We start from the raw sequence: 14,916 nt of genomic DNA, 5'->3' as shown, positions 1-14,916 counted from the left end.
ACAGCACGCACCGACCGATAACGTGGGTGTGATGGAAAAGCGCGAGATCGAGATCTTTCTGGCGCTGTCCGAGGAGCTGCACTTCGGTCGCACGGCGGCGCGGCTGTTCGTGTCCCAGGCGCGGGTGAGCCAGACGATCGCGGCGCTCGAGCGCCGTCTCGGGGTCCGCCTGTTCGAGCGGACCAGCCGTCGTGTCGCGCTCACGCCGGTGGGCCGGCAGCTGGCGGCCGACGTCCGTGCCGGCCACGAGCGGATCCTCGCCGGGATCGCCACCGCCGTCGCCGCCGGGCGGGGCGTCGACACCGTCGTCACCGTCGGGCTCGAGGCGCCCGCGGTGGCCGACCTCGCCGGCGAGGCGCTCGACCGTGTGCTGCGACGTCGTCCCGGCGTCGATCTCCGCTTCGTGGAGGCCGATTTCGCCGACCCGCTCGCGACACTGCTCCGTGGCGAGATCGACGTCCTGATCACCAACAGCCCTGTCGACGAGCCCGGCGTCGTGGCCGGTCCCGTCGTCGTGCAGGAGCCCGCGGTGCTCGCCGTCCCGGCGGGCCACCTCCTCGCCGACCGGTCCACCGTCTCCCTCGACGACCTCGGCGGACAGGTCGTCCTCCGGGCGGGGCGGCGTCCGCCGCCCTACTGGCGGGACCCTCCCCGGGACTGGCGGACGGCGTCCGGCGAGCCGGTGCGACGCGGCCCCGCGTTCGCCACGTTCCAGGACCTGTTCGGTGCTGTCGCGCGGGGCGAGGGCGTCTGCCCGGTCGCCGCGCACGCGGAGGACTACTTCTCGCGCCCGACCATCGTCTTCGTGCCCTTCGAGCCGGGCTCGCCGCCCGTGACCTGGTGTGCCGCCTGGCGGTGCGGGTCCACGAGCTACTCCGATGCGGGGGCGACCTGACTGATCGGGGCGGCGGGGGTGTGGTCGTCCGCGGAGCCGGGGTCCTGGAACACCAGGACCAGGCCGAGGACGCCGGCCGCGATGGCGAGGACCGCGCCGACGCGGTCCTTCGTGGAGGTCGCGACCGAGAGGATCACCGGCCCCTCACGGGCGTACCCCCGCTCCGCCCGGAGCCAGGCGGCGAGGCGGGACGGCTGCGTGGACCAGGGCATGGGGTCCGCGCCGTCGACCCGGGCCGCGGCCCGGCGGGCGTTGCTCGTCCGGCGCTCGACGACGGCGGCGACCGCGTAGGCCACGGCCAGCGGGAAGAGCGCGACGGTCAGCAGGTCGAGCGGGGCGGCGACCGCCCGGACCAGCCCCGCCAGCAGGCAGGCGGCCGAGACGACGACGCCGCCCTTCCAGCTCCTCAGCCAGGTGAGCACGCCGGATCACCCCCAGATCGCGTCGACCGCGGTCCACACCGCGAGCCCGACCATGATCGCGGCCGCTACGCGGGTCACCCACTTCACCGGGATGTAGCGGCGGACGCGGTCGCCGCCCCACACCGCGAGCGCGGAGACGACCCAGAGCCCGAGCAGGGCACCGATGCCGACGGCGACGGGGTCGCCGTACCGCGCGACCAGCGACGCGGTGATGATCTGCGACGGGTCGGCGAACTCCGAGAGCACGGTGATCCCGAAGGCGGTCAGGACCACGCTCCACGCCGTCCGCGGCGTCTCCTTCAGCGTGACCTCGTCGTCGTCATCGTCGTCCTCCTCGCCCTCCCGCCAGATCAGGAACGCCCCGACGAGGAAGACCAGGGCCAGGACGGCCTCGAGGGGCCGTTCGGGCAGCAGCGCCAGGAGGCTGCCGGCCGCGAGCGCGACCCCGACCTGCACGAGCATCCCGGCGCAGACGCCGACGAGCACCCAGCGCCCCGGGAGGCGGCTGGCGAGCACGAGCGTGACCAGCCCGCTGGTGTCCGCCACCTCCGCCAGGAACACGAGCCCGAAGGTGATGGCGGCCACAGACACCCGGGGATCATCAGCCACGACGGCCGCGACCACAACCACCCGGGCCCTCCCGGCGTCCTCCTGACGGGCGCGCTGCGCCGAGGGGGAGAATGGTTGTAGCGACAAGCAGTTCACCGACCGAAGGACACCGATGACGGACGCCGGTCCCCGCCCCCTGCTGCAGATCATCGTCGCGAGCACCCGCCCCGGGCGGGTCGGTGAGCCGATCGCGCAGTGGTTCGCGTCGTACGCACGGCAGTACGAGGGGTTCGACGTCGAGATCGTCGACCTCGCCGACGTCGACCTGCCGATGTTCGCCGAGCCGGAGCACCCCCGGTTCGGGCGCTACACGCTCGACTCGACGAAGGCGTTCAGCGCCACGATCGCCCGCGCCGACGCCTTCGCGATCGTCCACCCCGAGTACAACCACAGCTACAACGCCGCGCTGAAGAACGCGCTCGACCACCTCAACCAGGAGTGGGCGGGCAAGCCGGTCGCGCTGCTCGGCTACGGCGGCGTGGCGGCGGGGGCGCGGGCCACCGAGGCGCTCTGGCCGGTGCTGGTCGCCCTGCGCATGGTGCCGGTCACGGCGACCGTGCCGATCCCGTTCGCCAGCAAGTTCGTCTCCGGCGAGGGCGAGGCGCGGACCTTCACCCCGCCCGAGGAGACCGAGGCCGGCGCCAAGGCGGCCCTCGACGGGCTCGCCGGGTGGATCGAGACGCTGGGGCTGCGCGGCACCCGCTGATCACGTCGTCCGGCGCCGGAGCTCAGAGCGCCATCCCCAGGCCCGCGGCGCCGAGTCCGGCGAGCACCGAGGCGACGACGTTGAACACCGCCGAGCTCCACGCGCCCTGCTCGGCGAGGCGGACGGTCTCGTAGCCGAGCGTGGACCACGTGCTCAGGGCCCCGCAGAACCCGGTGCCGACCAGCACCGCCACCGCGGGCGGGCTGCCGCCGGCCACCAGCCCCAGGACGAACGAGGCGACGACGTTGACCGTGAACGTCCCCCACGGGAAGCCGGTGCCGTGGGTGGACTGCAGCCACCGGTCGGTGAGGTAGCGGGCCGGGGCGCCGACGGCGGCGCCGAGGACGACCAGCAGGCCGGCGGTGGCGGTCACGGGCGGACCACCGGGCGCCGCAGGCCGACGGCACGGCGGGTGACCGTCAGGCCGAGCACCACCGCCACCAGGGCGGCGACGACGGTGAGGGCGAGGTAGAGGGCGGCCACGGCGAGGTGGGCGCCGTCGACGAGCTGCTGGGCCTCGACGGCGTAGCTGGAGAACGTCGTGAACCCGCCGAGGACGCCGACGCCGAGGAACGGCCGCAGCATCGGGTGGGACTCGCGGGCCTCGGTGACGAGGACCACCAGCACGCCCATGAGCAGGCATCCGCCGACGTTGATCGCGAACGTCGTCGCCGGGAAGCCACCGGGCGGAGCGGGCCACGCGGACTCGAGAGCCCATCGGGCCAGCGCACCGAGCGCGCCGCCGGCCGCGACGGCTCCGGTGATCGCCGCCTGGCTGCGCAGCACCTCGTCTCCCCCCCGTCGTCGAACCCCGTCGTCGAACGCGGTACCCGCCGGTGTCTAGTTTCGTCCGGTGCCGCCCAACATGGCGATCCTGGTGCACGGGACGGTCGCCGTCCTCGGGTCGGCCGCCGCCCTGGCCACCCTGGCCGGTGTCGCGACGGCGAGCCCGCTGATGGCGCTCAACACCGTCGGGTTCGTCGGCTCCGGGGCGCTGTCGTCCGCCGCGGTCTTCTACTCGGTGGCGCTGCTGCGGATCGGGCTGAACAGCGCTCGGAAGGCCGCGACCACGCTGGTCGCGGTGCTCGCCGGCTCCGCGGGGTTCATGACCCTCGTCCTCGTGCTGCTCCTCACCGAGGCGAGGTTCCGCGACGAGGCGTCACGCTTCGGGCTCCACTCGGTGGCGGGTATCGGTGTGCTGGTCGTGCTCGTCACGGCCGTCGCGGTCACCTGGCACGAGCGGTAGCCGGGCGGCGGATCAGGGCCACGGTCTCGCGGACCGCCATGAGCAGCGCGAAGGCCGCGAAGACGAGGCCGAGCACCACCGTGTCCAGCGCCAGACCCAGCAGTGCCCCGGCGACGACCCCGGGCGCCGACGTCAGGCCCAGCAGCCAGCCCCAGCGGGCGGACGCCGTGCCCTGGCGGATGTGCACCCAGGATCCGACGATCGAGTTGGGGATGAACATCAGCAGCGACGTCCCGGCCGCGACGTGCAGCTCGACCCCGAACAGCAGCACCATCGCCGGGACGGCGAGCAGCCCGCCGCCGAGGCCCATCGCGCCCGACCAGGCGCCGATCACGGTCCCGACGACGAGGGTCGCCGGGACGACGAACCACAGGTCGGCGAGCAGACCGGCCGGCAGCAGGGCGTGGGTCAGCAGCGGCAGCCCGAGTGCGTCCACCGAGAACTTCGCGGCCGTCAGCACCAGGATCACGACCAGCAGGACCCGCAGCAGCCGCTCCGACGCGCGGGCCAGGAGGCGCGGCCCGATGAGGCCGCCGAGGGTGCCGCCGACCAGCATCCCGGTGCCGACGCGCAGGTCGACGGCGCCGCCGCCCAGCGCGTAGGCGGCCGAGCCGGCCACGCAGACGCCGATGTTCGCGATCGTCGACGTGCCGTGCACGCGGGCCCGGGACATCGCCGTGAAGCGATCGAGCCCCGCGACGAACAGCACCCCGCCGCCGCCGCCGATCAGGCCACCGACGACCCCGCCGACCACCCCGATGGCCGCGATCCCGCCGCGGGAGCCGCCCTCGATCGGCTCGTCCCGCCGCGTCCGCACGGCGCCACTGTCGTCGATGGTGGTCGCCGGGGCCAGCTCAGTCCGCGGTGCGACGACGACGGGACAGCGGCAGCGCGACGCTGATCGCGACCAGCCACACCACGCCTCCGAAGCGGGCGACGGGCAGCAGCACGGCCAGGGCCGGGACCAGCAGGCTCACCAGCGACAGCACGCCGACGACGGCCACGACGAGCCCGGCGATCGCGAGCCCGCGCGGCACCAGCCGCAGGATCAGGCCCGGGACCGCGAGACCGGCGATCAGCAGCGCCGAGGTGACCGCGAACCCGACGCCGCCGAGCGCGAACGCGAGCGTGGAGAGGGCCCGGACCAGCGCGGCGTCCCCGAGCGGCGCGGCCCCGGCCGCCGTCCACGCGACGAGGCCGCTGAGCAGCAGCGACGCCGCAGCGAGCACGCCCCCGACCAGCCCGATGACCGGTCCGGCGACCCGCGCGCCGAGCGCCTGGAGGCGCTGGGTCACGGAGGCCGTCCACACCGCGAGCGGAGCGGACGCCCCGATCAGCAGCACGGCGGAGACCTGCGCGGCGACCGGGTGCGCCTGCAGCGTCGCCAGCGCGCCGACGGCGTCCTCGGTGGGCAGCGGACCGGCCCAGGTCAGCCCGGCGGCGACGGTCAGTGCGCCGTAGGCCACGGCGGGGATCGGCAGCGGCGGGCCGCCCCGTCCGCGGCGTGCCGAGGGGCGGTCGGTGGCGGCGGTGTCGACGGACATCGCAACTCCTCATCTCGGTAATCGTTACAAGATGTAAGAGTCTTCCTCGGGGAACGGTTCTGTCAATCGATACCGTCCGACCTGTCGATCCCGCCGGGGTCCGTTCGTGGGGAGGCATGAGCATCGACATCGAGTACCTGCCGCCGGCGCGCACGCTGCTCACCGGCCTGGCGATGGTGGAGTCCGCCCGCTGGCACGAGGGGCGGCTCTGGTTCGCGCACTGGGGCGTGGGCGAGGTGGTGGCCGTCGACCTGGACGGCCACGCCGAGGTGATGGCGCCGGGGCCGGCCTCCATGGGCTGGTCGATCGACTGGCTGCCCGACGGCCGCCTGGTCACCACGGGCGGGTCGGTCACCCTGCGCGAGTCCGGAGGGCCGGCGACGACGCTGCGGGACCACGGCGCCAACGAGGTCGTCGTCGACCCGCGCGGCCACGTCTACGTCGACGGCGCCGACTTCGACTTCGCCGGCGGCGCGGCCCCCGAGCCCGGCTGGATCGACCTCGTCGCGCCGGACGGGTCGTCCCGCCGGGTCGCCGAGGACATCCAGTTCCCCAACGGCATGGTCGTGACCCCGGACGGCGGCACGCTCGTCGTGTCCGAGTCGTTCGCGGGCCGGCTGTCGGCGTTCGACATCGGCGAGGACGGCAGCCTCACCGGCCGGCGCGTGTGGGCCGACGGCCTCGGCCCCGACGGCATCGGTGTCGACGCCGAGGGGGCGATCTGGGCCCAGACCGCCGACACGTTCGCCCACTCCCAGCGGCCGGACGCGCCCGGCGGGGCCTGCGTCCGCGTGCTCGACGGCGGGGAGATCACCCACCGGATCGACACCGAGCTGCCCTGCTTCTCGTGCGTCCTCGGCGGCCCGGAGGGCCGCCACCTGTTCCTGCTCTGCAACGAGTTCGAGGGCATCGACAAGCTCGCCGAGGTCCAGGCCCGGCGGTCGTCCCGCATCCTCGTCACCGAGGTGCCGGCGATCAGCCCAGGCGCGCGTGATCGATGATCGCCTCGAAGTCCACGCCGCGCAGCGTTCCGTAGCCGGGGCCCCACCCCGTCCCGAGCCGCGAGGTGACGAACGCGTCGGCGACGGCGGTGGGCGCGTGCTCGACGAGCAGCGCGGCCTGCGCCGCGAGCGCGAGCCGGGTGACCAGGTAGCGCGTGGTGTCCTCGGGCTCGTTCACCAGCTCCTCGATGTCGGCGAGGGCACCGGCGAGCAGCGGGTGCTCGGCCGCGGCGGGCCGGATGTCGTCGAGCACCGGCTCGAGGGCCTTCGGCTCGCGGGCCAGGACGCGCCCGACGTCCATGACCATCATGTTCGAGGTGCCCTCCCAGATCGCGTTCAGCGGTGCCTCGCGGTAGTAGCGCGGCAGCGGGTGCTCCTCGATGTAGGCGTTGCCGCCGATGGACTGGATGACCTCCTCGGTGACCCCCGAGACCCGCCGGCAGTTCCAGAACTTGGCGACGGGCGTGAGCAGGCGGCTCACGAGCTGCTCGGACACGTCGTCCTGGTGGTCCTCGGCGCGCGCCACCCGGAACCCGAGGTGCGCCGCCCCCGCCCACTCCAGGGCCAGGTCGGCGAGCACCGGGGCCTGGATCGGCAGCTGCGAGAGCGGGACGCCGAAGGCGGTGCGGTGGTCGTTGACGTGCAGGGCCTGCGAGAGCGCCGCGCGCATCAGACCCGCGGACCCGATGGCGAAGTCCAGCCGGGTGTACTCGGCCGAGGACAGGATCGTCCGCACGCCCTTGCCCTCCTCGCCGACCAGGAGCGCCTCGGCGTCGTGGTACTCGATCTCCGAGGAGGCGTTGGCGCGGTTGCCGAGCTTGTCCTTGAGCCGGTTGACCCGGATGCCGTTGAGGCTCCCGTCGGCGCGCCGCCGCGGGATGAGCAGGCACGAGACCCCGCCCTCGGTCTGCGCGACGGTGAGGTAGCAGTCGGCCATCGGGACCGAGGCGAACCACTTGTGGCCGTTGACCAGGTACGTCTCCCCCGTCCCGCGCCGGCCGACGGGGCGGGCGACCGTGACGTTGGCCCGCAGGTCGGAGCCGCCGTGCTTCTCGGTCATGAAGTAGCCGATGGTGGCCGCCGACTTCGCGGTGACCGGCACGTCCGCGGGGTCGTAGCCCTCGACGACCACCTTCTCCGCCCACGGCGCGAGCTCGGGCCGGCCACGCAGGATCGGGATCGACGCGTAGGCCATGCCCGTCGGGCAGGCGGTGGAGCCGTCGACCTGGTTCCAGAGGTACGACAGCACCGCGCGTGCCGAGTGCGCGCCGGGCTCGTCGGCGGTCCACGCCAGCGAGTGCACCCCGGAGCCGAAGGCCAGCGACATCAGGTCGTGGTAGCTCGGGTGGAAGTCGACGTCGAAGACCTCGCGGCCCAACCGGTCCAGCGGACGAAGCTCCGGGGTGTGGCGCTGGGCCTTGCGCGCGGTCTCGAGCACCTCCGGGTCCCAGACGCGCGACCCGAGGGCGGAGGCGCGCTCGCGGGCCCACGGCGCGTACCGCTCGACGACCCCGGACGCGATCGCGTCGCCGGCGAAGGCGTCGACCCCGTGGAGGTCCGGGACCAGGTTGTCGTCGGGGATCGGGCGCGGACGGGAGAACGGGGTCTCGTCGACGAGGGTCACGGGGCCATCTGAGCCGCGGTTCACCACGCTCGTCAATCGCCGGCCTGGCAGCGCCGATCGAGGCCGTCGAGCAGCGGGGTCAGTGCGGCGGCGAAGCGATCCGGTTCGCCGAGCAGGGCCAGGTGGCGGGCGCCCGGGAGCCCCGCGATCAGGGAGGTGCGCAGGCGCGCGGCGGTGGCCTGCGCCTGCTCCCGGGTGAAGCTGCCGTCCTCGCCCGCGTAGAGGACCGCGGTGGGGACGGCGATCGTCGTCTCCTGCGCGTCGGTGAGGCCGATGAGCGGCTGCCGCAGGATGCTCGTCAGCGCGTCGACGGCCCCCGGGAGCAGGAACGGCGCGCGCCACCGGTCGATCGCCTCGTCGTCGACCGGGCACCCGGGGCCGCACTGCGCGGCGACGATCGAGCGGATCGGGGCGCGGTGCCGCATCGCCGCGGTGACGAGCGCGGGCGCAATCGGGTCGACGAGCACCCAGCGGGCCCCGCCGCCGGAGCTCGTGCGGTCGGCCCCGAAGTACGGGGTGCCGTCCCCGTTGGCCGCGACGACGCCGGCGACGCTCTCCGGCGCACGCAGGGCCAGCGACAGGGCGATCGCGACGCCCGACGAGTGCCCGACGACGATCGGGCGCTCGAGCCCGAGAGCGGCGACGAGGCCGACGAGCTGGTCGGTGTCGGACGCGAGGTCGTAGGGCGGCACGCGATCGGTGAACCCGTAGCCGCGCACGTCGTAGGCGTAGACGTCCCGGTCCGCGGCGAGCAGCGGCGCGACCCGCGACCAGACGTAGGTCGACTCCGCGAAGCCCGGCACCAGCACGAGCGGCGCCTTGCCGGACGGCCGCGCGGCGGGCCAGTGCTCGACGTGCGTGCGGACCCCGGCGGCGTCGACGTCGAACCCGGGCGGCGAGACGTCGAGCTGCTCCGGGCTCAGGCGGTCCCAGCCGAGGTAGGCCCCGGACACGGCGAACACCAGCACGACGAGCACCAGGAGGGTCAGGCCGACCCGCCGCGCCCACGTCCACAGCCGACGGCGTCCGCGCACGGCGTCACTGTGCTCGCCCGCCGGTGCCGTTGCCGTGCGGCCCACCTCAGAAGGGTGGGGGCGGGTCGATGAGGGCTTCGCCGCGGCGGTGGGCGGTGTCTGCTGCCGAGTCAGTCGTGTCCGGTGGGAGCGAGGGTGCGAGGTCGTCGGCCTGGTCGTCGTCGTCCTCGTTGTCCTGGTCGTCGTCGGCGGGGTCGAGGGCTTCGTGGGCGGGCAGGGGCCGGGGCCCCTCGCCGGGGTGGGGTGCGGGAAGCGGTTCGGGGAGCGGGTCGATGATGCGGGGTGGTTCGACGGTGTGGCGGGCGCCGGCGCGGGTGGTGATGTGGAACCGGCCCGGGGAGGGCTGGGTGACCCGCCAGCCACCTTCGTGTTTGGTGCGGTGGTGGTGGCGGCACCAGACCCCGCAGTTCCAGGACACGCTCGGGCCGCCGAGGGCGTGGTCGAGGGTGTGGTCGAGGTCGCTGGCATGCGCCGGGCGGCGGCAGCCCGGGGCCACGCAGTGGCGGTCGCGGATGCGCACCCACCGGTCCACCTCGGCGCCGGGATGTCGCCGCCGGGCCTGCGCCGGGGTCGCGGCATGGTCGGGTGGACGACCGGGCGGCTGGTCGGGTGGGTGGTCGGCGGTGAGTCGGTGTTGCAGTTCGTGCAGCATCGGGGCCCACGTGTCGTGGTCGTCGGGGGTGAGGGCGGCCAGCAGCGTTGCCGGAGCCTGGAGCTCGACAATGGCGTTGCTGCCCGTCCCCCGCCGGCGTCCGGGCCGGTGGGGGCCGGCTGGTCGATCCGCCGATCGCGGGCGGCGGCGTGGGAGCAGGACCTGCAGCAGGCGGCCGTCGTCGTCGGTGAGCACCAGCCGCCACTCGCTGCGGCGGTGACGCTCGAGCAACTCGCGGGCGGTGCCGGCGAGCACCGTGCCCCACCCCGGGATGTGGGCCGGCAGGTCGTCGAGCCCGAGCGCGGTCGAGAGCCGCAGCCGGACCTCCACGATTCCTTCCCGCACCACACCCGCCCGAGGGTCGAGGCCCGTGATCAGCTCATCGCCCTCGGCGTCGTCGTCGGTGTCGTCACCGGCGTCCTGGCTGTCGGACCCATCGCCGGCGGGCTCACGCTCATCGGGGCCGCTGTCGTCCCGACCGTCGGGCCCGCCGTCGCCGCCGTCACCGCGGCCGGAGCCCGAAGGACTGGGGTCCTCGGGGGCGCCACCGGGGTCGGGAGCCTCGTCGTCGGCCCAACTGTCGTCATCGGGCCCTTGGTCGTCGTCGGGCCCACGGTCGTCCTCGGGGCCACCGTCGTCGGGGCCACCGTCGTCCTCGGGGCCACCGTCGTCCTCGGGGCCACCGTCGTCCTCGGGGCCACCGTCGTCCTCGGTGTCACCGGCGCCTCCCGCGGGAGCGGGATCGTCATCGTCATCCGGGGCCTCGGCGCCGAGCTCGGCGACCAGCAGCGGCACCAGCTGCTCGTCGGTCAACCCCGCCGCGAACCCGTCGAGCAGCCGCTCGAACACCCTGCCCCGCAGCCACGCCATCCGCCGCGTCACACCACCCCGACGCACCGCCAACGCCAACGCATCCACCCGCGCCATGATCGCCACACCGCTGCTCATCGGCAGATCACAGCCCGACACGTTCGCCGTGCCCGACGGGTTCCGCGACGCCACCACCCGCAGCCGCTTCTCCGCCGCCCGCTCCCGGCGCACCGCCCACTCCGGATCCAGCGCCCCCGCCACCTCCTGCAACCGCGCGATCAACGCCCCCACCGGCAACCCCGGCGCCTCCGGCAACAACACCCGGCACACCTGGTGGGCGTGGTCGTCCGCCAGGTCGCGGGTCCACTCCGAGAACACCCGCGCCTTGGGCTCGTCGAGCTCCCCCGAGCCCATCGCCGCCGCCACCTCCACCAGCCGCCGGTGCAGATCGTCGGCGAACTCCAGACACCGCCCCGCCATCGACCGCGACCACCCCAGCGCCGTCGACACCTCGTCACCGGAGAACTCGTCGACCAACGCCCGCCGGGTCGTCGTGCCGTCCTCCGCCCGCCCGGCCTCGTGCACCGCGGTCAGGAACCGCGCCGCCGCCCGGTTCCGCGCCCGCGCACAACCCCGCAGATACTCGACCGACTCCGCACCGGCCAGGCACGTCGGATCGATCCCCTCCAACGCCGCCACCAGCACCGACCCCGGCGCGAGACCCACCAACCCGGCGACACCACCGGGGGTCGGATCGAGGTCGATGCTCACACCAGCAACGCTAGACCCGACCCCCGACAACGAAGTCGATCATGATCGGCCGACCCCTCAGCGCGGTGCCGACGAGGCAGCCGACCGCAGGCGGCCGCAGGGGGCACACCGCGCGACCCTGCACGCACAGCCCACCGCTCTGCGCGGAGAGGACATTCCGCCCGGACTCCCGCTGCCAGGTTGGGACGACCTGCTCGTCCTCGCGACGGCCCGAGAAAGGGACCCCGTCATGACGCACGCCGCCCGCCCGGCCCCCGACACCATCGTCCTCGTCCACGGCTTCTGGGTGACCCCACGCTCCTGGGAGCAGTGGATCGCCCACTACGAGGCCAAGGGCTACCGGGTGATCGCCCCGGCCTACCCCGGCTTCGAGGTCGAGGTCGAGGCCCTCAACGCCGATCCCTCGCCGGTCGAGGCGCTCACCGTCCCCGCGATCGTCGAGCACTTCGAATCGGTCCTGCGCGGGCTGGAGAGCCCGCCGATCATCATCGGGCACTCGGCGGGCGGGGCGTTCACGCAGATCCTGCTCGACCACGGGTTCGGGGCCGCCGGCGTCGCGCTGAACTCGGCGCCCACCGAGGGCGTGCCGATCATCCCGCTCACCCAGGCCAGGGCCACCTTCCCGGTGCTCAAGAACCCGGCCAACCGGCACCGGGCGATCCGCTACGACTTCGAGCACTGGAACTACGCCTTCACCAACACGTTCCCCGAGGCCGAGGCCCGCGCGCTCTACGAGCGCTACGCGGTGCCGGTGTCCGGCGGCATCATCTTCGAGAGCGCGCTGGCCAACCTGACCCCGGGACACAGCGGGACGTGGGTGAACTACCACAACGAGGACCGGGCGCCGCTGCTGTTCGTCGCCGGCAGCGAGGACAACATCATGCCGCCGAAGATCCAGTGGTCGAACGCCGGGCACTACAAGGGCGAGAAGACCATCACCGAGGTGGTCGAGTTCGGCAGCAAGCCCCACCTCCTGCCCGCCGCGCCCGGCTGGGAGGAGATCGCCGACTACGCCCTGGCCTGGGCCCTGCGCCACGCGACGACCCCGCCCGCGATCGTGCCCGCGCCGGCGGCACCGGCCGAGCCGATGACCGTCTGAGCCGGGTCCCACGACACGACCACGCGACGTGCCCACCGGTGTGCACGTCGTGGTGGTCGTTGACCCCGCCGTCCCGGGGCCCGACGCTGAACGGGACGACCCACGACATCGGGGAGCACCGTGCTCGTTCCCGAGCGGGCCACGAACGCCCCGGAGATCGCGCTGGTCCTGTCCACCGGCGACCCCGGGTCCTGCGCCCTCGTCCTCGTCGACCCGTCCGCCGATGCCCCTCGCGCCCTCCACGTCGACCTCCACGAGCTCGGCCTGCCCCTCGACGTCGTCCGGGCGGCCGCGCCCAGGCTGGGGTCCAGCCCGCTCTATCCCCTCGTCCGCGACCACGTCGTCCGCGTGACCGCCCACGCGCGGACGCTCGCCGACAGTGCCGCCGCCGTGGACCTCGGCCGGGCCTCGGTGCGACTGGTGCGCGCGCTCGTCCTCTCCGCCGCCGAGCAGGCCCGGGCCCTCGACGACGCGACGCCGGCGACCACCGCGGACCGGGTCGACGCCTACGTGCGCACCCACCTCCGCGACCCCGACCTCGCTCCCGCGGAGATCGCCGCCGAGAACGGCATCTCGGTCCGCGCCCTCTACAGGATCTTCGAGGAGCGCGGCGTCGGCCTCGAGCGATCGATCATCGAGCGACGACTCGAGGGCGCCCGGACCGACCTCGCGGCCCCCGGCCGTCGCCACCACTCGATCGCCACCGTGGCCCGCACCTGGGGCTTCGACAACCCGAGCTTCTTCTCGCGGCGCTTCCGCACGGCGTTCGGCGTCACGCCCCGGCAGTGGCGGGACGGGACCGGCGCACCCACTCCGACGGCGTGAGCCCGTAGGCGCTGCGGAACCGCCGGCCGAAGTGGCCGGCGTCGACGAACCCCCATCGGCGCGCCACCGCGAAGATCGTGACGTCGGGTGGCAGGAACGTCAGCTCCCGCCGCACGCGTTCCAGCCGCTCGCGCAGGATCCACGCGGCGAGGGTCTCCTCCTGGTCGCCCCACACGGTGTAGAGCGTGCGGAGCGAGACGTGGTGCGCGGCCGCGATGCGCGCGGGCGTGAGGTCGCGATCGCCCAGGTGGGCCCGGACGTGGGCGACCACCCGCGCGCGCAGCGTCTCCCCCAGGACCTCCCGTTCCCGGTGCCCGGCGGCGGACACGACCAGGGCCCGGGTCAGGTCGGCCGTCGCCGCGCCCAGGTCCGCGGCCACCACAGGGCTCGCCGCGAGCTCGTCGATCGCACCCGACATGTGCACGAGGTGCGCCCGGACCAGGGGCAGCAGATCGCTGGCGGCCAGCCGGGGAACGGCGGCCCGCACGACGTCGACACCGAGGCCGAGGTCGGCGTGGGAGATGTGCGCGACGATCGAGCTCATGCGCGATCCGGCGTGGGAGAACGCGTACGGGCTGGTGAAGTCCACGAGCACCACGCCGTCGCGGCCCAGCCGCTGGTCGGTGCCGTGCGCCGAATACGTGCACCCGCTGCGCGCCAGCGCGATCCCGACGAGCTCGGGGGCGTCGCGGCGCACGTCGCGCGCCGTGCGGGTGAGCGTCAACGCCGTGCCCAGGGTGCGCAGGACGCCGGTGCCGCCGAGCTGCCACGCCTCGGCGCGGACGTCCACGGACTCGGCCGGCGCCTTCATCTCCACACGGCGTCGGACGCCGCTGCGGGCGATCACCTCCTGCACCAGCTCGGCCCGCTCGCCCGGTGGATGGGCGGTGGACTCCAGGACGAGGGTCATGCCCGCTCCCTCCGAGAGGCACACGCCCTTGTGACGCCCCGTCACCGACGACTCGTTCCAACAGGTGAGCATAGGGACGATGCGAACGCGCCGGAAGCACCGACGGTGACCTCGGGTCAGGCGACCGGGTGCGACCCGTCCTCGGCCTTCGGCACGAGCACCTCGCCCTCGAGGCCGTCGGGATCGCGGAAGAACATGCTGAAGGCGGCGCCGAAGTCGTTGACCGTGCCGTCGGAGGCACCCCTGGACATCAGCCGCTCACGGATGGTCGCGAACGCCGGGTAGGACGCGGCGTGGAGCCCGAAGTGGTCCAGGCGTCCGCGGTGCCACATCGGCGTCTGCCGGTCGGCCTCGGCGCTGCTCGGCACGGTGACGACGTTGAGCTCGGTGTGCGGCCCGATCCGCATCACCGTCATCGTCTCCTCGCCGTCCTGGCCGTGCGTCCGGGTCGGCCCGATCTCGGCGTCGAACACCGCCGCGTAGAACTCCCCGAGCCGCGCCGGGTCGTGGGTCAGGCACGCGATGTGGTCCACCCCGCGAAGAAGCACGTCGATCATCCCTTTCGTCACCGAACGTCCCCGGAGCAGGATGTCGCGGCGGCTGGTGCGGAGCCGCGCCGAGCTGCCAGCATCCTCTCGTGGAGTCCACGCAGCCGTGGTTCACGCTCCCGGTCTCGCGCTGGTCGGACCGGGCCGCCGTGGCGGGCCTCCCGGCCAGGGCGGGGGCCACCCGCCACGAGCTGATCCGCGCGGCCGCGGGCCGCTTCGC

The 14,916-nt window shown here is 74.2% G+C and carries 17 protein-coding genes; 6 read left to right on the top strand and 11 right to left on the bottom strand.

Annotated elements, in window-relative coordinates; all coding sequences use genetic code 11:
• Positions 1-31: 31 nt before the first annotated feature.
• The gene (locus tag PH191_RS29215; RefSeq protein WP_274198143.1) at positions 32-895 is read left to right on the top strand and encodes a LysR family transcriptional regulator; all 864 of its coding nucleotides are present in this window, start codon (positions 32-34) and stop codon (positions 893-895) included.
• On the opposite strand, the gene PH191_RS29210 is transcribed toward PH191_RS29215, so the two are convergent.
• Together PH191_RS29210 and PH191_RS29205 are read right to left on the bottom strand one after the other, a co-directional pair.
• Positions 871-1,317, bottom strand: coding sequence for a hypothetical protein (locus tag PH191_RS29210; RefSeq protein ID WP_274198142.1), 447 nt, complete (start codon positions 1,315-1,317; stop codon positions 871-873). The two genes, PH191_RS29215 and PH191_RS29210, sit on opposite strands and share 25 nt — an antisense overlap.
• Before the next feature lie 6 nt (positions 1,318-1,323).
• Positions 1,324-1,908, bottom strand: a complete 585-nt coding sequence (locus tag PH191_RS29205; RefSeq protein ID WP_274198141.1) for a TMEM165/GDT1 family protein — start codon at positions 1,906-1,908, stop codon at positions 1,324-1,326.
• A gap of 130 nt (positions 1,909-2,038) precedes the next feature.
• Here PH191_RS29205 and PH191_RS29200 point away from each other — a divergent pair, with 130 nt between their 5' ends.
• Positions 2,039-2,632, top strand: coding sequence for an NADPH-dependent FMN reductase (locus tag PH191_RS29200; RefSeq protein ID WP_274198140.1), 594 nt, complete (start codon positions 2,039-2,041; stop codon positions 2,630-2,632).
• Between the two features lie 22 nt (positions 2,633-2,654).
• On the opposite strand, the gene PH191_RS29195 is transcribed toward PH191_RS29200, so the two are convergent.
• Together PH191_RS29195 and crcB are read right to left on the bottom strand one after the other, a co-directional pair.
• Entirely contained in the window at positions 2,655-3,005 is a 351-nt protein-coding gene (locus PH191_RS29195; RefSeq protein ID WP_274198139.1) for a fluoride efflux transporter FluC, read from the bottom strand.
• Complete coding sequence (crcB, locus tag PH191_RS29190) at positions 3,002-3,418, bottom strand: fluoride efflux transporter CrcB (RefSeq protein WP_274198138.1); 417 nt, start codon at positions 3,416-3,418, stop codon at positions 3,002-3,004. The genes PH191_RS29195 and crcB overlap by 4 nt, the downstream gene beginning before the upstream one ends.
• Positions 3,419-3,485: 67 nt before the next feature.
• Here crcB and PH191_RS29185 point away from each other — a divergent pair, with 67 nt between their 5' ends.
• Entirely contained in the window at positions 3,486-3,878 is a 393-nt protein-coding gene (locus tag PH191_RS29185) for a hypothetical protein (RefSeq protein ID WP_274198137.1), read from the top strand.
• Here the strand turns inward: PH191_RS29185 and PH191_RS29180 are convergent.
• Together PH191_RS29180 and PH191_RS29175 are read right to left on the bottom strand one after the other, a co-directional pair.
• Positions 3,859-4,695, bottom strand: a complete 837-nt coding sequence (locus PH191_RS29180) for a sulfite exporter TauE/SafE family protein (RefSeq protein ID WP_274198136.1) — start codon at positions 4,693-4,695, stop codon at positions 3,859-3,861. The two genes, PH191_RS29185 and PH191_RS29180, sit on opposite strands and share 20 nt — an antisense overlap.
• Positions 4,696-4,732: 37 nt before the next feature.
• Entirely contained in the window at positions 4,733-5,422 is a 690-nt protein-coding gene (locus PH191_RS29175; protein ID WP_274198135.1) for a DUF4386 domain-containing protein, read from the bottom strand.
• Between the two features lie 116 nt (positions 5,423-5,538).
• On the opposite strand from PH191_RS29175, the gene PH191_RS29170 reads away from it, so the two are divergent.
• Positions 5,539-6,423: an SMP-30/gluconolactonase/LRE family protein gene (locus tag PH191_RS29170; protein WP_274198134.1), complete on the top strand. Its 885-nt coding sequence runs from the start codon at positions 5,539-5,541 to the stop codon at positions 6,421-6,423.
• On the opposite strand, the gene PH191_RS29165 is transcribed toward PH191_RS29170, so the two are convergent.
• From PH191_RS29165 to PH191_RS29155, 3 genes are read right to left on the bottom strand one after another with little or no spacing between them, the layout of a single operon-like run.
• Positions 6,398-8,047 carry an acyl-CoA dehydrogenase family protein gene (locus PH191_RS29165; RefSeq protein ID WP_274198133.1) on the bottom strand — a complete coding sequence of 550 codons (1,650 nt, stop codon included), beginning with the start codon at positions 8,045-8,047 and terminating at the stop codon, positions 6,398-6,400. The two genes, PH191_RS29170 and PH191_RS29165, sit on opposite strands and share 26 nt — an antisense overlap.
• A 32-nt stretch (positions 8,048-8,079) precedes the next feature.
• Complete coding sequence (locus tag PH191_RS29160) at positions 8,080-9,081, bottom strand: alpha/beta hydrolase (RefSeq protein WP_274198132.1); 1,002 nt, start codon at positions 9,079-9,081, stop codon at positions 8,080-8,082.
• Positions 9,082-9,127: 46 nt separating this feature from the next.
• Positions 9,128-11,314 (bottom strand): HNH endonuclease signature motif containing protein, encoded by a 2,187-nt coding sequence (locus PH191_RS29155; RefSeq protein WP_274198131.1) that lies wholly within the window; start codon positions 11,312-11,314, stop codon positions 9,128-9,130.
• A 229-nt stretch (positions 11,315-11,543) separates the two neighbouring features.
• Between PH191_RS29155 and PH191_RS29150 the strand changes: the two genes are divergently transcribed.
• Both PH191_RS29150 and PH191_RS29145 read left to right on the top strand, forming a co-directional pair.
• Positions 11,544-12,413 carry an alpha/beta hydrolase gene (locus tag PH191_RS29150; protein ID WP_274198130.1) on the top strand — a complete coding sequence of 290 codons (870 nt, stop codon included), beginning with the start codon at positions 11,544-11,546 and terminating at the stop codon, positions 12,411-12,413.
• 120 nt (positions 12,414-12,533) lie between these two features.
• Entirely contained in the window at positions 12,534-13,238 is a 705-nt protein-coding gene (locus PH191_RS29145) for a helix-turn-helix domain-containing protein (protein ID WP_274198129.1), read from the top strand.
• Here the strand turns inward: PH191_RS29145 and PH191_RS29140 are convergent.
• Together PH191_RS29140 and PH191_RS29135 are read right to left on the bottom strand one after the other, a co-directional pair.
• Positions 13,186-14,148 (bottom strand): helix-turn-helix domain-containing protein, encoded by a 963-nt coding sequence (locus PH191_RS29140; protein WP_274198128.1) that lies wholly within the window; start codon positions 14,146-14,148, stop codon positions 13,186-13,188. The two genes, PH191_RS29145 and PH191_RS29140, sit on opposite strands and share 53 nt — an antisense overlap.
• Positions 14,149-14,264: 116 nt before the next feature.
• The gene (locus PH191_RS29135) at positions 14,265-14,696 is read right to left on the bottom strand and encodes a VOC family protein (protein ID WP_274198127.1); all 432 of its coding nucleotides are present in this window, start codon (positions 14,694-14,696) and stop codon (positions 14,265-14,267) included.
• Positions 14,697-14,916 lie beyond the last annotated feature (220 nt).

The sequence above is a fragment of the Actinomycetospora callitridis genome, assembly GCF_028737265.1.
GTDB lineage: Bacteria > Actinomycetota > Actinomycetes > Mycobacteriales > Pseudonocardiaceae > Actinomycetospora > Actinomycetospora callitridis.
Note: the sequence above shows the minus strand (reverse complement) of the source record. Positions and strands in the feature narration are given on the sequence as shown.

Coding starts and splice junctions, on each gene's coding strand:
- PH191_RS29215 (WP_274198143.1), top strand. CDS start 32: ATGGAAAAGCGCGAGATCGAGATCTTTCTGGCGCTGTCCGAGGAGCTG.
- PH191_RS29200 (WP_274198140.1), top strand. CDS start 2,039: ATGACGGACGCCGGTCCCCGCCCCCTGCTGCAGATCATCGTCGCGAGC.
- PH191_RS29150 (WP_274198130.1), top strand. CDS start 11,544: ATGACGCACGCCGCCCGCCCGGCCCCCGACACCATCGTCCTCGTCCAC.
- PH191_RS29140 (WP_274198128.1), bottom strand. CDS start 14,148: ATGACCCTCGTCCTGGAGTCCACCGCCCATCCACCGGGCGAGCGGGCC.
- PH191_RS29170 (WP_274198134.1), top strand. CDS start 5,539: ATGAGCATCGACATCGAGTACCTGCCGCCGGCGCGCACGCTGCTCACC.
- PH191_RS29175 (WP_274198135.1), bottom strand. CDS start 5,422: ATGTCCGTCGACACCGCCGCCACCGACCGCCCCTCGGCACGCCGCGGA.